Genomic DNA, 16,175 nt, shown 5'->3' on the forward strand with positions numbered 1-16,175 from the left:
CGCAGGCACAAAAAAGGCCGCTTTGCTAACAAAGCGGCCATTGCGAAGTAGTTAAAGACCTGCGAAATTCACTTAAGTTCCGTAATAAAAACAGTAAGTTACGAGATTGTGTACAACTCGTGCTATTCGTCGGATTTCGTTTGTAAGCATCGCGGTACAGCCTCAGGATCGCGCCGTCATCCCTTTGAGGCTCCTGTATGAAGTTCTCCTCGATTCTCTTGTTGTCCCTTGGCCTGGTCAGCGGCGTCGCCTCTGCCGGTGGCACCGTTGAAGCCGGTGTGGGCGGCGCATTGGGCGGGGTTCTAGGCTCGGTGGTCGGTCAGCAGATCGGCGGCAACACCGGTTCGGCCATTGGTGCGGCCCTGGGCGGCGCCGGCGGCAGCGCAGTGGGTGCGGACAAACGCAGCCGTGGCCAGGCGGCCATTGGCGGCGCCCTGGGCGCAGCCGGCGGCAACGTGGTGGGCCGCAGCATGGGCGGCAACTCCGGCAGCCTGATCGGTGCCGCGGCAGGCGGTGGCGCCGGCGGTGCACTGGGCAACTACATGGGCAACGAAAGCGCCCGGGAAGATCGCGACTACCGTGGCCGCGACGACCGCCGCTACTACCGCGACGGCCACCGTGGCCGTGGCCACGCCTACGGGCATCGCAAACACCATCACTATCGCGACTGACCCAGCGCCCTGTAGCCGCTGCCGCAGGCTGCGCACGAGGCCGCAGGCCTCGCCAAGCCAGGCGCCGCGGTGGGTCAGTTGCCCCGTGGATTGAGGTTTGGCGTCTCCTGCGGAGCCGATCGCAGCCTTCGGCAGCGGCTACAAATGCCAGTGCCGGGGTTGAGATCGAGTGTCGAAGTTCACGCCAGCAGCAGACGCTCCAGAGCCGCTCGCAATGCGGGCGGAATCGGCAACGGCTGGTTTGACTCCCGATCCACGAACACATGGACGAAACGCCCCGCCGCACAGGCATCCGCCTCTCCCGCCTTGAACACCGCCAGTTCGTACTGCACCGAACTGTTGCCCAGTTTACCGACCCGCAGGCCGATCTCGATTCGCTCGGGGAAAGCGACGGACGCAAAGTAGTCGCAGGCCGAGCTGACCACGAATCCCACCACCTCGCCCCCATGAATATCCAGGCCGCCCTGTTCGATCAGGTAGGTATTCACCGCCGTGTCGAAGAAGCTGTAGTAGGTGACGTTGTTCACATGGCCGTAGACGTCGTTGTCGTGCCAGCGGGTGATGATTGGCTGGAAATGGCGATAGTCGCCGCGTTGCGGCATAGGCTCGGACATCGGGGCTCTCTCCCTTGGATTGCAGACCGGACGATCGGCTGATCGCCGGGCATTTCACCGCAGACGGCCAAGCCTGGGCAAACCCTTTTGCAGCGATCGCCCCGAGGGCCAGTCACGCCGCCAGATGAGCTTCGCACCACTCACGCACCGCGGCGTAAGGGTAATCCTCCAATGCCGCGAAACCGGGAATGCTACGGGCCTTGAGCTTGGTGAACAGCGGCACGCTGATGCCGCAGAGAAAGCGCGTCAGCCGCTCGGCTCCGGGTACATCGCCGGTGTGCTGCTGATGCCTGTGGATAAAATCGCCGCACAGCCCGTCGAAGTTTTTATCCACAAGCGCCGGCAGTGCGGGTGGCTCCGGCAGTCGCGCCACCTGGCCGTGACAGACCGAACAATGCCCACAACGCTGGGACGCCTGATCGTCACCAAAATACTGCGCCAGGCGGTGCCCCAGGCACTGCTCGGTGGCGAACAGGTCGAGCATGGCGTGAATCCGCGCAATCTCGCCGCCCTCATGCCGGGTGAAATAAGCGTGCAAGTCCGTGCTCAAGGCCCCGGCGTCGAAGTCGGTTTGCAGCAGGCTGTAGACCTCGGTCATCTGCTTGCTTTCCAGCTCCACCCAACCCTTTTCCTGGAAGTAATCCAGGGCCTTGACCACCCGGGTGCGCGGTGCCTGGTACTGCTCGTAGAGCGCGTCGAAATTCACCGTGGCCCAAGTCCGGGCCCGGCTCGAGGTGTTGATGATGGCTTCGACAAAGTCCCGGCGCTCGCCTTCGAAACGCGCCAGCAGGGCCTGGGGCTCCTCAAGAAGCTTGAAACGGTATTCGGCGAAATAGGCGTAGCGCGGAGCGATCAGGCCGCGCAGTTCCAGTTGCACCAGCAGGGTCTTGAGCGGCAACTGGCGAATGTTGCTCTGATCCGCCAGGGGCCCGAGCAGGAACTCCCACTGACCTTCGGGCGCCGACGCCTGCAACTCATCCAGCACGCAGCGGATGCCGCTCAGTTCCGGGGTATCGCCGTAGACGAAATTCTCCAGCACGTTGAGGCTGTCGCGGTTGGCCAGCACCAGGCAGTCCGAAGGCTGGCCGTCGCGCCCGGCGCGGCCGATTTCCTGGCTGTAGTTTTCGATGGACTTGGGCAGGTCGAAGTGCACCACGTTACGGATGTCGCTCTTGTCGATGCCCATGCCGAAGGCGATGGTGGCAACGATGCAGTGGCTGCGCCCTTCCATGAACCGCCGCTGGATCGACTCGCGCTGCTCGTGGGGCAGCCCGGCGTGGTAGGCCTCGGCGGCGATGCCCTGGCGGCTCAAGTGCTCGGCGATCTGCTCGGCGGTCTTTTGCAGGGTCACGTAGACAATGCTGGGCTGCCCGGCCCGCTCGCCCATCCACTGCACCAGGCGCCGGCGCTTGTCCGCACCGCGCACCGGCTCCACCAACAGGTTGAGATTGGGCCGGTAGAAGCCGGTGGTCACCACGTCAGCGGCATCAATGGCGAACTTGGCCTGCATGTCGGCGATCACCTTGGGCGTCGCGGTGGCCGTGAGCAACAGGGCCTGGGGAATCCTGAACTGGCGCTGGTAATCCGGCAGCTTCAGGTAGTCGGGACGGAAGTTGTGGCCCCACTCGGAGATGCAGTGAGCCTCATCCACCACCAGCAGGGAGATGGGCACCTGCTGCAGAAAGTTGCGGAAGCGCTCGTTCTTCAGGCGCTCCACCGAGATCATCAGGATCTTCAGCTCACCGGAGCGGGCCCGGGCCATGACGTCATTGGCTTCATCGCGGCCCTGGGCCGAGTCGATGCTGGCGGCGGCAATGCCGTGACGCTGGAGAAAGGCCAACTGGTCCTGCATCAGCGCCAGCAGCGGCGAGACCACCAGGGTCAGGTGCGGCAGCAGCAGGGCCGGCAATTGGTAGCACAGGGACTTGCCGGAGCCGGTGGGGAAGATCGCCGCCGCCGAGCGTCCGGCCAGTACCGCGCTGACCGCGGCCTCCTGGCCCGGACGAAACTGTGGATAACCGAAGACCTGTTCGAGGGTGCTGTGCATAAGGGTCACTCCTTTGACCGCTGACCTGTGTTGAAGACTAGCGGCACAGGTCGGCGGGTCGAGAAAAGGTCGCGCAAAAACGGATACCGGATGCTACCGGGCGATAGCGCTTTGCCTCACAGCCCCGCCCCTGCGCCGGCTGGCCGGCGCCCAGGGGCGAAGCAAGTGGCCAACCCTAACGCAGGTTCCGACAGTCCAGCCATTGCACGCCATTGTGCCGATTGGCCTCAAGCAGTGCCGGCACCGCCCGGGCGGCCTTGGCGTGGGTGTCATGAAACAGAATGATGCCGCGGCGCCAGAGCAGCATCAGGGTCTGCACCCGTTGGGCGGCGGCCGTGGCACTGACCTTCTTGCTCCAGTCCTGGGAGTCGATGTTCCACAGCATCAGCTGCAGCCCCTGAGCCTTGAAGAACCCGGCACTGTCGCTGCGACGCTGGCCGTAGGGCGGGCGAAACAAGGGCAGGTACTGGTCCGCCAGAGTGCGATTGGCCAGGTTGGCGCTGTGGATCACCGAGTTCTGCCACTCGCGCCATGAGGCGTGGGATTTGTGCTCCCAGCCATGTATGCCCACGCACTGGCCGTCATACAGCTCGCGCATCTGCAAGGCCGAGGACTGGCTCAGGCGTGCCTGGAACGAGTCCCCCAGCACAAAGAACAGGCTGTGCAGATCCTGGGCACGCAACACATCGATCAACGGGTCGGTACGTCCATCGCGCGCAGTCGGGCCGTCATCGAACGTCAGCAGGAACTGCCGGTCCGCCAGCTCATCCCCCAGTTGCTCCGCAGGGTCCATCCGCCGGATTTCGCTGCTGACGGTGGGAAACAGCGCCGCCAGACGCAACTGCTCGTTCAGGTACTGCTGGTGAAACACTGCGCTGGCCTCGGCCCAGTGCTCATAGCTGGCCTTGCTGCCAGCGGTGAGGCTGGCCACCAACTGCCGCAGCTCCCCCAGGTTGCGCACCGGCAGGCAGAACGGCATGCCCTCGCAGTCCTGGCTGGCCAGGCGATAGTTGTTCAGCAACAGTTCCCAGAAGCGCTGGCGCACCTGATTCACCGACTTCAGGTCCAGTTGCCTGACGCCCAGGCGCTGCTTCAAGGCCGGCTCGTCCAAGGCTTCACTGTCCAGCAACGCCTTGCCGAACATCAGGATCTCGCCCCGTGAAGCGCTGTCAAAATCCTCTGGCCGGGTCAGGGAATTGGGCCAGCCACTGCGGTCGATGGTGGCGAACATCTGCGGCCCGGCCGCCTGTGCCACACCGCCGGACAGGCACAGCGCCAGCAACCAGGGGAAAACACGAAATCGCATATCAACCTCCATAAATGCACAACGCGCCACTGCCGGCGCGTTGTGGAGATAACTTCTGCCTGTGTGATCAGCGGTTTTGCAGCCGCTCTATGGCCTTGTCGTACACCGGGTTGGCCTTCTGCTCCCGGGCCTTTTGGTAGTGTTCAAGCGCCGTGTCCAACTGCCCGGCGTCCTCGTAGATGCGCGCCATGTCGTAGTAGGCACTGGCGCGAATGGTCGATGCGGCCGGGCCACTGGCCAGGGCGATGGCCTTGCGGTCCGCGGCAATGGCCTCGTCGGGGCGGCTGTTCTTGCGATTGGCCAGGGCCAGGTTGCTGTAGGCCTGGGCAAAGCCCGGCTCCAGCTCGATGGCTTCGCTGTAGAAGATCCGCGCCCCGCCGAAATCGCCCTTGCGGTAAGACTCCTCGCCCTTGAGGTTGAGGCTCTTGGCATCCACCGGCCCGAAGTCCGCACCCACCACTTCATCGATGGACTTGGCATTTTCCAGCAGCGGGTCAAGAACGCTCATGACCGATTCCGGCTCCTCGCTGCCTAGCATCAGCCGATCGATATCCTGCAGGCGGCCATCGGCGGTCAGGCGAAATACCACCCACAGATTGCCCTTGCGGTTCTGCGGCACGCGGTAGCTGCGGATCAGCGCAGCGCCTTTATAGACAAAGACCCGCGCCTGACTGCGGCCCAGGCGCAACGCTTCGTAGGTGGTGCTGTTGGTGAAGTCGTGCACGGCAAAAACGTAGGCGTCGCCCGGCACACGCTGGTCGATGGTGATGGTCTCCGGCCGGCTGCTGTCGCTGCTGTCCGATTCCAGGCGAGCTCCGGGTCCCTTGCCGGTGGCGAAGTACAACAGCTTGTGGGGATAACTCAGGTGGGCATCGAGGTCCTCCCCCGGCGCGCTCCAGCTCAGCACTATCCGCAGGCTTTCCGGGTTGTCCAGCACCGGGCTCAGGGCGTAGTTGAGTCCCTGGCAAGGACACTTGACCCGCAGGTCGGCGTAACCGGCCTTACGGATCAGCAGCTCACTGGCCGGCGAATCGGCCACCTGGGCCGCCAGGGTGACCCGGCCCTGGGCATCGGTGCTACCTGCTACCTGAGTCGCGCCCTGTTGCAGCTGCACCTGGACATCGGCCAGTGGCGCGCCCTTGGCCACCGCGTCCAGCACCTGAATCGACAGGGCCTGAGCCTGTACCGAACCTGCCAGCATCCCTAGCCACAACAGCGCCGCGAGGCGAAAAAAAGCCATAACAAAATCCCTGTAGATAAGGATGACCGGGCCTCTATCCCGGCCCACCAGCCAGCGGCGAACCATACACAGTTTTGCCCGGCAATGCTCGGTCCCACCCGGGAAATCGCGGGTAAAAAGGCCCGCACGTCGTCTCGGGGCGAGCGGCTTGCGCAGCCGCCCGCCGACTTGCAACGCTGCCGGAGAATCGCCGTACACTGCCCCTTCTCAAACACCGCAAGTGAACCCGATCATGCAACTGGCCCCCGGCTTTCCCGACGACCTCGCCATGCGCCAACTGCTGCAGCTGCTGCATGAGGAAATCGGCCTGCCCGAGCGCAAGACCCTGCGCCTGAGCACCGCCATCAACCTCGACCTGGGCTGCGACGGCGCCGATGCCCGGCATTTGCTGCTGGCCCTGGAAGAGCAGTTCGGCATCGATTTTGTCGACTTCGACAGCTACCGCTACTTCCAGCCCGAAGGCTTCGACCCGTTCCAGAAACGCCGGGCCAAGGGCCGGGGCGACAAGGTGCCGCTGACCATCGGCATGCTGTACCAGGCGATCCGGCAACAGCACTGGGACACCCAGGTGCTGGAAGCGCTCTGACCCCGGCAGGGGCAAATCGCCCCGCGAAGAACATCCCCGGCAGTGGCCTGCCCAGCTCTGGAGCGAACTGGCGCATCCGCAATCAAGTGCTAATATTCTGGCAGTTTCAGTAAAAAAACCCAGGAATAATGGCACATGGCTAAGAAAACCGCCCCACTGCTGCCCGCCACAGGCAAGCTGCTGGATGCCTTTGGCGAACGCCTGAAACTGGCTCGCCTGCGGCGCAAGCTGACCGCCAAGCAAGTGGCCGAACGGGCAGGCATGTCACTGACCACCTTGCGCTCCCTGGAGTCTGGCGGGTCCGGCGTGACCATGGGTGCCTACCTGTCGGTGATGCAGGTGCTGGGGCTGGAAAGGGACCTGGAGCAACTGGCGGCCCGCGATGAACTGGGCCGCCAGTTGCAGGATGCCCGGCTCTTGCCGGGAGACAGCAACGCGCCAGGCAAAGCGCGCCGGGCCCCCAGCCTGCGTTCGGCCAAGGCGCCTGCTGCCGGCCTGACGCTGCATGAAACCGCGGCCGAGCCGATCCCCTCCGCCCCGCCCATGGCTGACTTTCCGATCAATACCCAATCGCTGAGCAGCCTGCTGCAGCCCGCGAAAAAGCCCACGCCCAGGATCGATGAGCCATGACCCTGATCGCCGTCTACGCCGATTGGGAGTCCTTGGGCGGGCCAAGGCGCCTGGGCTGGCTGCATGTCGGGACCGTCCGCGCTGTCAGCGTCTTCGAGTTCGAATATGACCCCGCCGCGCTGCTCGATCCTGAGCTGACCAGCATTGCCCTGGACCCGCGCATCGGGCGATTCGCCGGCCGGCAGTTCAGCGGCCAGCAGCAAAACCGCTTTGGCGTGTTTGCCGACTCCAGCCCCGATCTCTGGGGCCATCTGCTGATGCAACGCCGGCTGGAACGGGACATCCGCGACGGCCTGGCGCCCGCCGGCACCCGCCTGCAGGACGCCGACCTGCTGCTGGGGGTGCACGATCTGTATCGCGTCGGCGCCCTGCGCTATCGCCTCGATGACCAAGGCCCGTTCCTGGATGACCGCGACGGCCTCGCAGCGCCACCCTTCGTCGAGCTGCGGGCCCTGGAACAGGCCAGCCGCGCCCTGGAAAACGATCCGCACAACAGCGCCGCCGACGGCGGCCGATGGTTGCGCATGCTGATCGCCCCGGGTGGATCGCTGGGTGGCGCCCGCCCCAAGGCCAGCGTCGCCGACGACAAGGGCCACCTGTGGATCGCCAAGTTTCCCAGCGTCCGCGACGAGCATGACGTCGGCGCCTGGGAGATGCTGGTCAACGCCCTGGCCAGCCATTGCTGGCTTGCGGGTTCCCGAGGCCATGGCGCAACGCTTCGCCAGCGACCAGCACTGTTTCATGATCAAGCGCTTCGACCGCACCGAAACGGGCGGCCGGCTGCACTTTGCCTCGGCCATGACCCTCACCGATCGCAGCGACGGCGACGACGCCTCCACCGGCGCCAGCTACCTGGAACTGGCCGAAGTGCTGATCGCCCACGGCGCGCAGCCCCGTGCCGACCTGCGTGAGCTGTGGTCGCGCATGGTCTTCAACCTGCTGGTGTCCAACAGCGACGACCACCTGCGCAACCATGGCTTCATGCTCGAACCCGGACGCGGCTGGCGCCTGTCCCCGGCCTACGACATGAACCCCTGCGCCCACGCCAACGGGCTGAAACTCAACATCAGCGAAGCCGACAATGCGCTGGACCTTGAACTGGCACGGGAAGTAGCGGCATATTTCCGCCTCGGTCGTGCAGAGGCAGAAGGCATCATCGAACACTGCCAGAGCGTGGTTCGCCAATGGCCCACCCTGGCCCGGGCCCTGGGGCTGTCCCGGCGTGAACAAGAACGCATGGCGCCGGCGTTTCGACTCGCACAGCAGTAAACAGCGCGGCCGTTGGACTCCTCCAACCCGTCAATCGACAAGGACAGTCAGTGGACGTATTGATGGGCTTGCTCGCCGCCCTGCTCTGGGGCGGCACCGATTTTCTCGTGGGGCTCAACGTCCGCGCCGTGGGCGTGAAACGGGCAGTGTTCTTCAGCCAGAGCCTGGGTTTCACCCTGATGAGCCTGCTGCTGGTGATCTTTCCCGCCATCCTCTACAAGGCCATGGCCGCGCCCGCGCAAGTCTGGCTGATGGGCGTGCTCGCCGCGGCCTTTACCGTCTCCGGCGCCCTGGCCCTGGGCAAGGCCTTCGCCCTGGGCAAAGCCTCCATCGTCGCCCCATTGGTGACCTCCTACGGCGTGGTCACCACCCTGCTGTCCTGGGCCAGCGGCGAACAGATCAGCCTGCTGCAACTGCTGTGCATCCTCGTGTGCGTGATCGGCGTCATCCTCTCCAGCCTGCACTCGGACAGTAAACTGCCCCACAGCACCGCCGCCGGCCGCTCGATCTTCTTCGCCCTGCTCTCGGCCATTCTGTATGGCACCAGCTTCTGGCTGCAGGGCCGCTACACCCTGCCGCAACTGGGGCCGATCAGCATGCTCTGGCTGGGTTACGCGGTGGGCAGCGGCGTGATGCTGCTGATGGTGCTCAAAGTCGTGGACGGGCTGAAGATCCCGCCGCTGAAAAACTGCGGCCTGCTGGCCTCCACCAGCCTGATGAACCTGGGCGCGTTCTTCGCCTTTTCCTGGGGCGCCATGAGCGGCTCGGTGTCGGTGGTGACGGTGATCAGCACCCTGTCCGGCGGCATCGCCGCGGTGCTGGGCTATGTGTTCTTCAAGGAGCGGCTGACGGCGGTACAGGTGACGGGAGTGGTGCTGGTGTTGTTGGGGGCGTTGGTGTTGCACTTGAAGACGTGAAGCGAACGGCTATTCGCAGCCCATAAAAGACACGCCCTACAGAAAGCATCGAATTCTGCTGATGGAGAGCACTGAGCGATCGAACCTATAGTTCGGACATCGCTGAAAGATACAGCGAGCGGGTTTGGTCACCCGAGAACAGCAAAACGCACCACACCTCGCGGGTGCATCTGTTTACGACCTGAAGTGACCCATCCCATGAACGCAATGAACCTTGATCGAACCCGCTATCAACCGCTCAAGAGCAACTTCACCGACACTCCGGCCCTGGTAATCGATACCCAGGCCGATGCCCTGGACCTGTATAGCTGCGCAAGACAACGCCTACGGGCGGCCTCCGACTTACTGGAAACCCTCACCTGCCTGAGCTTTGATCAGGCGGACAGCAAAGACACCACCCACGTCGTCAACGCGCTTTATCTGTTGGTGCAGGACGGCTGTGATCTGCTGGAGCACGCCCACCTGCGCATGCCCTGAGCCACTCCGATCTCAAATAGCAGGTACAAAAAAGCCGCCCCGAAGGGCGGCTTTTTCATGACAGGCCGAAGCTTACAGCTTTGGACCTGCAGCCTTGATCGCGTCGCTCACGTCGAACTTCTTGAAGTTCTCGATGAACAGGCCGGCCAGGGCCTTGGCGGCTTCGTCGTAGGCGGCTTTGTCAGCCCAGGTGTTGCGTGGGTTGAGCAGGCCGGTTTCAACGCCCGGTACGGCTTTCGGCACGTCCAGGTTGACGATGTCCAGGTGCTCGGTCTCGGCACCGATCAGCGCGCCGCTCTGGATCGCTGCAATCACGCCACGGGTGGTGGGGATGTTGAAGCGTTTGCCCACGCCGTAGCCACCGCCGGTCCAGCCGGTGTTGACCAGGTAGACCTTGGAGCCGAAGCCGCGGATGCGCTTGATCAGCAGCTCGGCGTATTCGCCGGCCGGACGCGGGAAGAACGGGGCGCCGAAGCAGGTGGAGAAGGTCGACTTGATGCCCGAGCCCGAACCCATTTCAGTCGAGCCCACCAGCGCGGTGTAGCCGGACAGGAAGTGGTAGGCGGCTTGTTCTTCGCTGAGGATCGACACCGGTGGCAGTACGCCGGTCAGGTCGCAAGTCAGGAAGATCACCGCGTTAGGCTCGCCACCGAGGTTCTTCGGTGCGCGTTTTTCGATCAGCTCGCGCGGGTAGGCGGCGCGGCTGTTCTGGGTCAGGCTGTCGTCGGCGTAGTCGGCTTTCTTGGTGACCGGGTCGATCACCACGTTTTCCAGTACGGCGCCGTGCTGGATGGCTTTCCAGATCACCGGCTCGTTCTTTTCCGACAGGTCGATGCACTTGGCATAGCAACCGCCTTCGATGTTGAACACCACGCCCACGCCCCAGCCGTGTTCGTCGTCACCGATCAGGTAACGGCTTTCGTCGGCCGACAGGGTGGTCTTGCCGGTGCCCGACAGACCGAAGAACAGGGTCACGTCGCCGTCTTCGCCCATGTTGGCGGCGCAGTGCATTGGCAGCACGTCGGCAGCTGGCAGCAGGAAGTTCTGCACGGAGAACAGGGCTTTCTTCATCTCACCGGCGTAGCGCATGCCGGCGATCAGCACTTTCTTGGCCGCGAAGTTGAGGATCACGGTGCCGTCGGAGTTGGTGCCGTCGCGCTCAGGCTCGCAAACGAAGTTCGGGGCGTTGAGGATCTGCCACTCATCTTTGCCACCGGCGTTGTACTGCTCGGGGTTGATGAACAGGCAACGGCCGAACAGGTTGTGCCAGGCAGTCTCGGTGGTCATTTTCACTGGCAGGTAGTGCGCCGGATCGGAACCTACATGCACGTGGGAAACAAAACGCTCGCGCTCGCCCAGGTAGGCTTCGACGCGGTCCCACAGGGCGTCGAACTTGGCCGCCGGGAACTTGCGGTTGATCGGGCCCCAGGCGATAGCGTCCTGGGTGGTGGGCTCTTCAACGATGAAACGGTCCACTGGCGAACGGCCGGTACGATGACCGGTGCGAACCACCAGAGCGCCGGTATCGGCCAGTTCGCCCTCACCGCGGTTCAGGGCTTCTTTGACCAGATCATCCACACTCAGATCGGTGTACACGGCGTTATTGGCTTGCGTCATGAGGTTCCCCGTCGGCCATTGGCCGAGTGCTCCAAACGTTTTGTAGTAGAAACTCGCGCACTACTACCGCGAAAAAAGTGCGCCGGATTATGCCAGAAAAGCCCAAAAATAGTAGGGTCCTCCCGTCAGTACGGCGTAATTCCGGCGTTTGCCAGGTGATTTACCTGCGCTGAACCGTTTTAGTGACGAGTATCTGACGGCGTGTCGACGCCCGCACCGGCAAACAATTGGGTGATATCGGCGGCATCGAACAGGTAGCGTTCGTTGCAGAACTGGCAATCGATCTCGATGCTGCCGCCGTGTTCCACCACCAGTTTCTGCGCATCTTCCAGCCCCAGGCTGACCAGCGCATTGCCCGAGCGCTCGCGGGAGCAGCTGCAGCGGAAGCGCAGCGGTTGCACGTCGAACAGGCGCACGGCCTCTTCGTGGTACAGGCGGTGAAGCACGGTTTCGTTGTCCAGGCTCAGCAGTTCATCGGCGGTCAGGGTGCTGGCCAGGGCGGTGAGGTGCTGCCAGTTGGCTTCGCGCTCTTCCGGATCGCGCAGGCGATCGGCAGGCAGTTGTTGCAGGAGCAGGCCGCGGGCATTGCGGCCGTCGGCGTAGAGCCAGAAACGGGTGCCGGTCTGCTGCGACATGACGAAGTAGTTGGTGAAGCATTCGGCCAGGGTGGCGCCGTCCAGGTCGACGATGCCCTGGTAACGCTGGCCCTGGGTCGGGTCCACGGTCAGGGCCAGGACGCCGTTGGGCATCATGTCGGCGAGGGTCGCGTCAGGGGCGATCTGCGACGCGTCGTAGCGGGCCAGGCCGCGGATCTCGCGGTTGCTGGAGCACTCGATCATCAGCAACGGCACCGGGCCTTCGGAGCGGGCCTGGAGAATCAGCAAGCCATCGAACTTCAAGGTGCCAACCAGCAACGACGCCGCCGCCATCAGCTCACCGAGCAGCTGTGCCACCGGCTCGGGATAGGCGTGTTTGGCGAGGACTTCAGCGTAACTGCGCTCCAGCGCCACCAGCTCGCCGCGGGCGTCGCTCTCATCAAAGATGAAGCGTTGAGTGAAGTCGGTATCCGGCAAATCAGTCATAGGTCTGGGTATCTGAATGATGACAAAAAGGTTACAAGCACCGAAAATTGCGGTTTTGCACCATAAGGGTGCAGTTTTTGCGGTGATTGGAGATATTTTATGAACAATCCGGGTTTGTTCCAAGCAAGGTGGAACCTCGGCAAGCTGGTTCTGTGCAATTTACTCCCTTTGGCCCTGCTGGGATTCTGGTTGTGGCCAACCGGGCAGATGTACTGCCTGATGTTCGACGAGTGGCTGTTCCGTCACCTCAACACCCCCCTGGCAACCAACCCCACCTGGCTGCATATCTGGGCGGTGGCCAGCCTGCGCCCCTTCGATATCGTGGTGGGGCTGATCATGCTTGGCCTGCTGATTCGCGGTGATTGGGTGTTCAAGGCGGTGGACGTGCGCCGGGCGTTTTTCGGCTTCCTGTCGATCCTGATTCTTATGGTGGTGATTCGCGCGCTGTTTTCCAAGTTGGTGGCGCTGATGAATTGGCAACACAACAGCCCGTCCATGGTGCTCGAAGGGGCCGTGCACATGAGCGACTACTTCCCCGGCTGGGAGAAGACCTGGGAACTCAAGGACCGCTCCAGCCAGAGCTTCCCCGGCGACCACGCTTCGGTGCTGCTGATCTGGGGGCTGTTCATGGGGATCTTCAGCCGCAGCGTCGGCCAGTTCCTGATCGTCTGGTGCCTGACCCTGCTGTTCATGATGCCGCGCCTGGTGGCCGGCGCGCATTGGGGCCAGGACGACTACATCGGCGGCGTGCTGCTGGCGCTGCTGGCCCTGGGCTGGGGTTACTACACGCCGTATGCGGCGCGGATGTCGAACTTCCTGCTGCGCCTGACGCACCCGCTGTTCAAGCTGATGAGCCGGATGCCGCTGCTGTCGCGCATGAACGTGGTCCGCGCCAGCAGCCTGCTGCGCTGATCAAACCTCGTAGGAGCCGGCTTGCCGGCGAAGGCGTCCTCAAGGGCCCATTCGCCGGCAAGCCGGCTCCTAGGCTTTCATTCGTGGCTGCTGCCGTGGAATTTGAATAGATCGCGGCGCTGTTTCTTGCTCGGTTTGCCATCGGTACTGACGCCCAGGGCGCCAGCCTTGCGCTGGGCCGCAGCGGTTTCGCGTTTGGCGATGCTGGCTTCGGTTTCCGTGTAGAGCGTCTGCGCTTCGAGCGCCCCCCGGCGAACGATGGAAAGGGCCTGGACCACCACGGTGCGCTCGTCGAAGCCGGCGCGAATCTGGTATTCATCACCTACCCGCGGCTCCTTGCCCGGTTTGCAGCGCTCGCCACGGTGATGCACCTTGCCGCTTTCGATGGCCGCCTTGGCCAGGGCACGGGTCTTGTAGAAGCGCGCCGCCCACAGCCATTTATCCAGACGAACCTTGTCCTCTTCTTCCTGCTTGTGCGCCACTGGAATTCCTCTTGCTGAAAAATGTCGCAACGGTAGAGCCTGCAAACGGGCTCTCATATACCCTGCCGCTCACCTAAAATAACCCAGGTTGCGCCCTGATACGCGAGGAGTCACCGTGACTGATTTCCCCACATCCCTGACCTCGCCGGGCAACCGCTGCGAAGGCTGTCAGCAAAGCCAGCCGCTAGGCTTCGATTTTTCCTTCGCCTATCAACCCATAGTCGATCTGCGCGACCGCTCGATCTTTGCTCATGAGGCCCTGGTACGCGGGGTCAATGGCGAAGGCGCCCACACCGTGCTGGAGCAGATCAACGACAGCAACCGCTATCGCTTCGACCAACGCTGCCGGACCCTGGCCATCACCACGGCCGCACAGCTGGGGATGCAAAGCCACCTGTCGATCAACTTCATGCCCAACGCCGTGTACCGCCCGGAACTGTGCATTCGCAGCACCCTGGAAGCCGCCCGCGCCCAGCACTTTCCCCTGGACCGGCTGATTTTCGAAACCCTGGAAAGCCAGCACGTAGATAACAGTCGCCATTTGACCCATATTCTGCGTGAATACCGCGAATTCGGCTTCAAGACCGCCATCGATGACTTCGGCGCGGGATACTCGGGGCTGAACTTGCTGGCGAATTTCCAACCCGACCTGATCAAGCTCGACATGGCGCTGATTCGCGATGTCGACCAGGATCGCGTACGCCAGGCGATCGTCCGTGGGATTGTCACAATCTGTGCGGAGTTGGGGGTTACAGTCATTGCCGAAGGCATTGAAAGCGCTGGTGAACGAGACTTTCTCAGCGACTGTGGAATTTACCTGATGCAGGGTTACTGGTTCGCCAAACCTGCATTCAAAGCCCTGGCCGAGGTTTCGGCCGCGGCCTGGAAAAGCTAATTGCGGATTTCCCCTATTTGAAGACTTTTGACCATTTGACCGTTGTCGGTCTGCGCGAGTGGGTGGCGCTTCCTGATCTGGGAGTGGCCGGCCTGCGCGCCAAGATCGACACCGGCGCCAGTACCTCCAGCCTGCATGCCACCGAGATCGAGCCCTTCGAGCGCGACGGTGAACAGTGGGTGCGTTTCAATGCCCATCTGGGCAGCGTGGTGCAATTGCGTCACCGACGGTGCGAAGCGCCACTGGTGGCGATGAAGACCATCAAGAGTTCCAACGGCCAGGCTCAGGTGCGCTATGTGATCAGCACCACCCTGGCCCTGGGCGATCGCGTGTGGCGGGTGGAATTCACCCTCGCCTGCCGCAAGGCCATGCGCTATCGCCTGCTGCTGGGCTCCAAGGCCCTGATCGACGGCCAACTGGTGGTCAATCCGGGCCTCAAATACGTACAAGACAAACCGGTGTTCCCGGTATCCACTACCTCTGCCACAGGTGTTGCATGAAGATCGCTGTGCTGTCGCGTAACCCGCGTCTGTATTCCACTCGTCGCCTGGTCGAGGCCGGCACCGAGCGTGGCCATGAAATGGTAGTGGTCGATACCCTGCGCGCCTACATGAACATCGCCAGTCACAAACCGCAGATCCATTACCGCGGCAAGCCCCTGGAAGGCTTCGATGCGGTGATCCCGCGGATCGGTGCCTCGGTGACCTTCTATGGCTGCGCGGTGCTGCGCCAGTTCGAGATGATGGGGGTATTCCCCCTCAACGAATCGGTGGCCATCGCCCGCTCCCGGGACAAGTTGCGTTCGCTGCAACTGCTGTCGCGGCGTGGCATCGGCCTGCCAGTGACCGGTTTTGCCCATTCGCCGGACGACATTCCCGACCTGATCGAAATGGTCAACGGCGCGCCCCTGGTGATCAAGGTGCTGGAAGGCACCCAGGGCATCGGCGTGGTGCTGTGTGAAACCGCCACCGCAGCGGAATCGGTGATCGAGGCCTTCATGGGCCTGAAGCAGAACATCATGGTTCAGGAATACATCAAGGAAGCTGGCGGCGCCGACATTCGCTGCTTCGTGGTGGGCGACAAGGTGATCGCGGCGATGAAGCGCCAGGCCAAGCCGGGTGAGTTCCGCTCCAACCTGCATCGCGGCGGCAGCGCCAGCCTGATCAAGATCACCCCGGAAGAACGCATGACCGCGCTACGGGCGGCCAAGGTCATGGGCCTGAGCGTAGCGGGGGTGGATATCCTGCGCTCCAATCACGGGCCGCTGGTGATGGAGGTCAATTCCTCACCAGGCCTGGAAGGCATCGAGACCACCACCGGCAAGAACGTGGCGGGGATCATCATCGAGCACATCGAAAAGAATGGCGGACCGAACATGACCCGGACCAAGGGCAAGGGCTAAGGGGTACGCTCGATCGGCGGTCCCTGTA

Annotated in this window: 16 protein-coding genes and 1 pseudogene; 10 read left to right on the forward strand and 7 right to left on the reverse strand. The window is 63.1% G+C overall.

The window, feature by feature from the left end; translation table 11 throughout:
* Nucleotides 1–197: 197 nt before the first annotated feature.
* Nucleotides 198–671: a YMGG-like glycine zipper-containing protein gene (locus L1O02_RS29460; RefSeq protein WP_060837050.1), complete on the forward strand. Its 474-nt coding sequence runs from the start codon at nucleotides 198–200 to the stop codon at nucleotides 669–671.
* 179 nt (nucleotides 672–850) lie between these two features.
* Here the strand turns inward: L1O02_RS29460 and L1O02_RS29465 are convergent, their stop codons facing one another.
* From L1O02_RS29465 to L1O02_RS29480, 4 genes are all read right to left on the reverse strand, one after another.
* Nucleotides 851–1,285 (reverse strand): thioesterase family protein, encoded by a 435-nt coding sequence (locus L1O02_RS29465; protein WP_108545847.1) that lies wholly within the window; start codon nucleotides 1,283–1,285, stop codon nucleotides 851–853.
* 112 nt (nucleotides 1,286–1,397) lie between these two features.
* Nucleotides 1,398–3,332 (reverse strand): ATP-dependent DNA helicase RecQ, encoded by a 1,935-nt coding sequence (locus L1O02_RS29470; RefSeq protein WP_108545846.1) that lies wholly within the window; start codon nucleotides 3,330–3,332, stop codon nucleotides 1,398–1,400.
* Nucleotides 3,333–3,507: 175 nt separating this feature from the next.
* Nucleotides 3,508–4,638: a polysaccharide deacetylase family protein gene (locus L1O02_RS29475; RefSeq protein ID WP_060837047.1), complete on the reverse strand. Its 1,131-nt coding sequence runs from the start codon at nucleotides 4,636–4,638 to the stop codon at nucleotides 3,508–3,510.
* 67 nt (nucleotides 4,639–4,705) lie between these two features.
* Entirely contained in the window at nucleotides 4,706–5,878 is a 1,173-nt protein-coding gene (locus tag L1O02_RS29480) for a tetratricopeptide repeat protein (RefSeq protein ID WP_108545845.1), read from the reverse strand.
* 232 nt (nucleotides 5,879–6,110) lie between these two features.
* Between L1O02_RS29480 and L1O02_RS29485 the strand changes: the two genes are divergently transcribed.
* The 5 genes and pseudogenes from L1O02_RS29485 to L1O02_RS29505 all read left to right on the forward strand — a co-directional run bounded on the left by L1O02_RS29485 (nucleotide 6,111) and on the right by L1O02_RS29505 (nucleotide 9,757).
* Nucleotides 6,111–6,464 carry a DUF1493 family protein gene (locus L1O02_RS29485; protein ID WP_060837045.1) on the forward strand — a complete coding sequence of 118 codons (354 nt, stop codon included), beginning with the start codon at nucleotides 6,111–6,113 and terminating at the stop codon, nucleotides 6,462–6,464.
* A gap of 135 nt (nucleotides 6,465–6,599) precedes the next feature.
* Complete coding sequence (locus L1O02_RS29490; RefSeq protein WP_108545844.1) at nucleotides 6,600–7,094, forward strand: helix-turn-helix transcriptional regulator; 495 nt, start codon at nucleotides 6,600–6,602, stop codon at nucleotides 7,092–7,094.
* Nucleotides 7,091–8,363 (forward strand): annotated as a pseudogene (locus L1O02_RS29495) (HipA domain-containing protein). The gene L1O02_RS29490 and the pseudogene L1O02_RS29495 overlap by 4 nt, the downstream one beginning before the upstream one ends.
* A gap of 62 nt (nucleotides 8,364–8,425) precedes the next feature.
* Nucleotides 8,426–9,280: a DMT family transporter gene (locus L1O02_RS29500; protein WP_235760274.1), complete on the forward strand. Its 855-nt coding sequence runs from the start codon at nucleotides 8,426–8,428 to the stop codon at nucleotides 9,278–9,280.
* A gap of 198 nt (nucleotides 9,281–9,478) precedes the next feature.
* Nucleotides 9,479–9,757: a hypothetical protein gene (locus L1O02_RS29505; protein WP_060837042.1), complete on the forward strand. Its 279-nt coding sequence runs from the start codon at nucleotides 9,479–9,481 to the stop codon at nucleotides 9,755–9,757.
* A gap of 72 nt (nucleotides 9,758–9,829) precedes the next feature.
* Here the strand turns inward: L1O02_RS29505 and L1O02_RS29510 are convergent, their stop codons facing one another.
* Nucleotides 9,830–11,374, reverse strand: coding sequence for a phosphoenolpyruvate carboxykinase (locus L1O02_RS29510; RefSeq protein WP_060837041.1), 1,545 nt, complete (start codon nucleotides 11,372–11,374; stop codon nucleotides 9,830–9,832).
* A gap of 179 nt (nucleotides 11,375–11,553) precedes the next feature.
* Complete coding sequence (gene hslO / locus L1O02_RS29515; RefSeq protein ID WP_060837040.1) at nucleotides 11,554–12,456, reverse strand: Hsp33 family molecular chaperone HslO; 903 nt, start codon at nucleotides 12,454–12,456, stop codon at nucleotides 11,554–11,556.
* Nucleotides 12,457–12,555: 99 nt separating this feature from the next.
* Between hslO and L1O02_RS29520 the strand changes: the two genes are divergently transcribed.
* Nucleotides 12,556–13,368 (forward strand): phosphatase PAP2 family protein, encoded by an 813-nt coding sequence (locus L1O02_RS29520; RefSeq protein ID WP_060837039.1) that lies wholly within the window; start codon nucleotides 12,556–12,558, stop codon nucleotides 13,366–13,368.
* 77 nt (nucleotides 13,369–13,445) lie between these two features.
* On the opposite strand, the gene L1O02_RS29525 is transcribed toward L1O02_RS29520, so the two are convergent.
* The gene (locus L1O02_RS29525) at nucleotides 13,446–13,850 is read right to left on the reverse strand and encodes a S4 domain-containing protein (RefSeq protein ID WP_235759229.1); all 405 of its coding nucleotides are present in this window, start codon (nucleotides 13,848–13,850) and stop codon (nucleotides 13,446–13,448) included.
* A gap of 115 nt (nucleotides 13,851–13,965) precedes the next feature.
* Between L1O02_RS29525 and L1O02_RS29530 the strand changes: the two genes are divergently transcribed.
* From L1O02_RS29530 to rimK, 3 genes are all read left to right on the forward strand, one after another.
* A complete protein-coding gene (locus L1O02_RS29530) occupies nucleotides 13,966–14,745 on the forward strand; it encodes an EAL domain-containing protein (RefSeq protein ID WP_235759231.1) in 780 nt (259 codons plus the stop codon).
* An 83-nt stretch (nucleotides 14,746–14,828) separates the two neighbouring features.
* On the forward strand, nucleotides 14,829–15,245 hold the full coding sequence (locus L1O02_RS29535) for an ATP-dependent zinc protease (protein WP_231979043.1): 417 nt from the start codon (nucleotides 14,829–14,831) through the stop codon (nucleotides 15,243–15,245).
* On the forward strand, nucleotides 15,242–16,147 hold the full coding sequence (gene rimK / locus L1O02_RS29540; RefSeq protein WP_007931744.1) for a 30S ribosomal protein S6--L-glutamate ligase: 906 nt from the start codon (nucleotides 15,242–15,244) through the stop codon (nucleotides 16,145–16,147). The genes L1O02_RS29535 and rimK overlap by 4 nt, the downstream gene beginning before the upstream one ends.
* Nucleotides 16,148–16,175: the final 28 nt, after the last annotated feature.

The organism is Pseudomonas sp. BC42, assembly GCF_021560055.1.
Lineage (GTDB): Bacteria > Pseudomonadota > Gammaproteobacteria > Pseudomonadales > Pseudomonadaceae > Aquipseudomonas.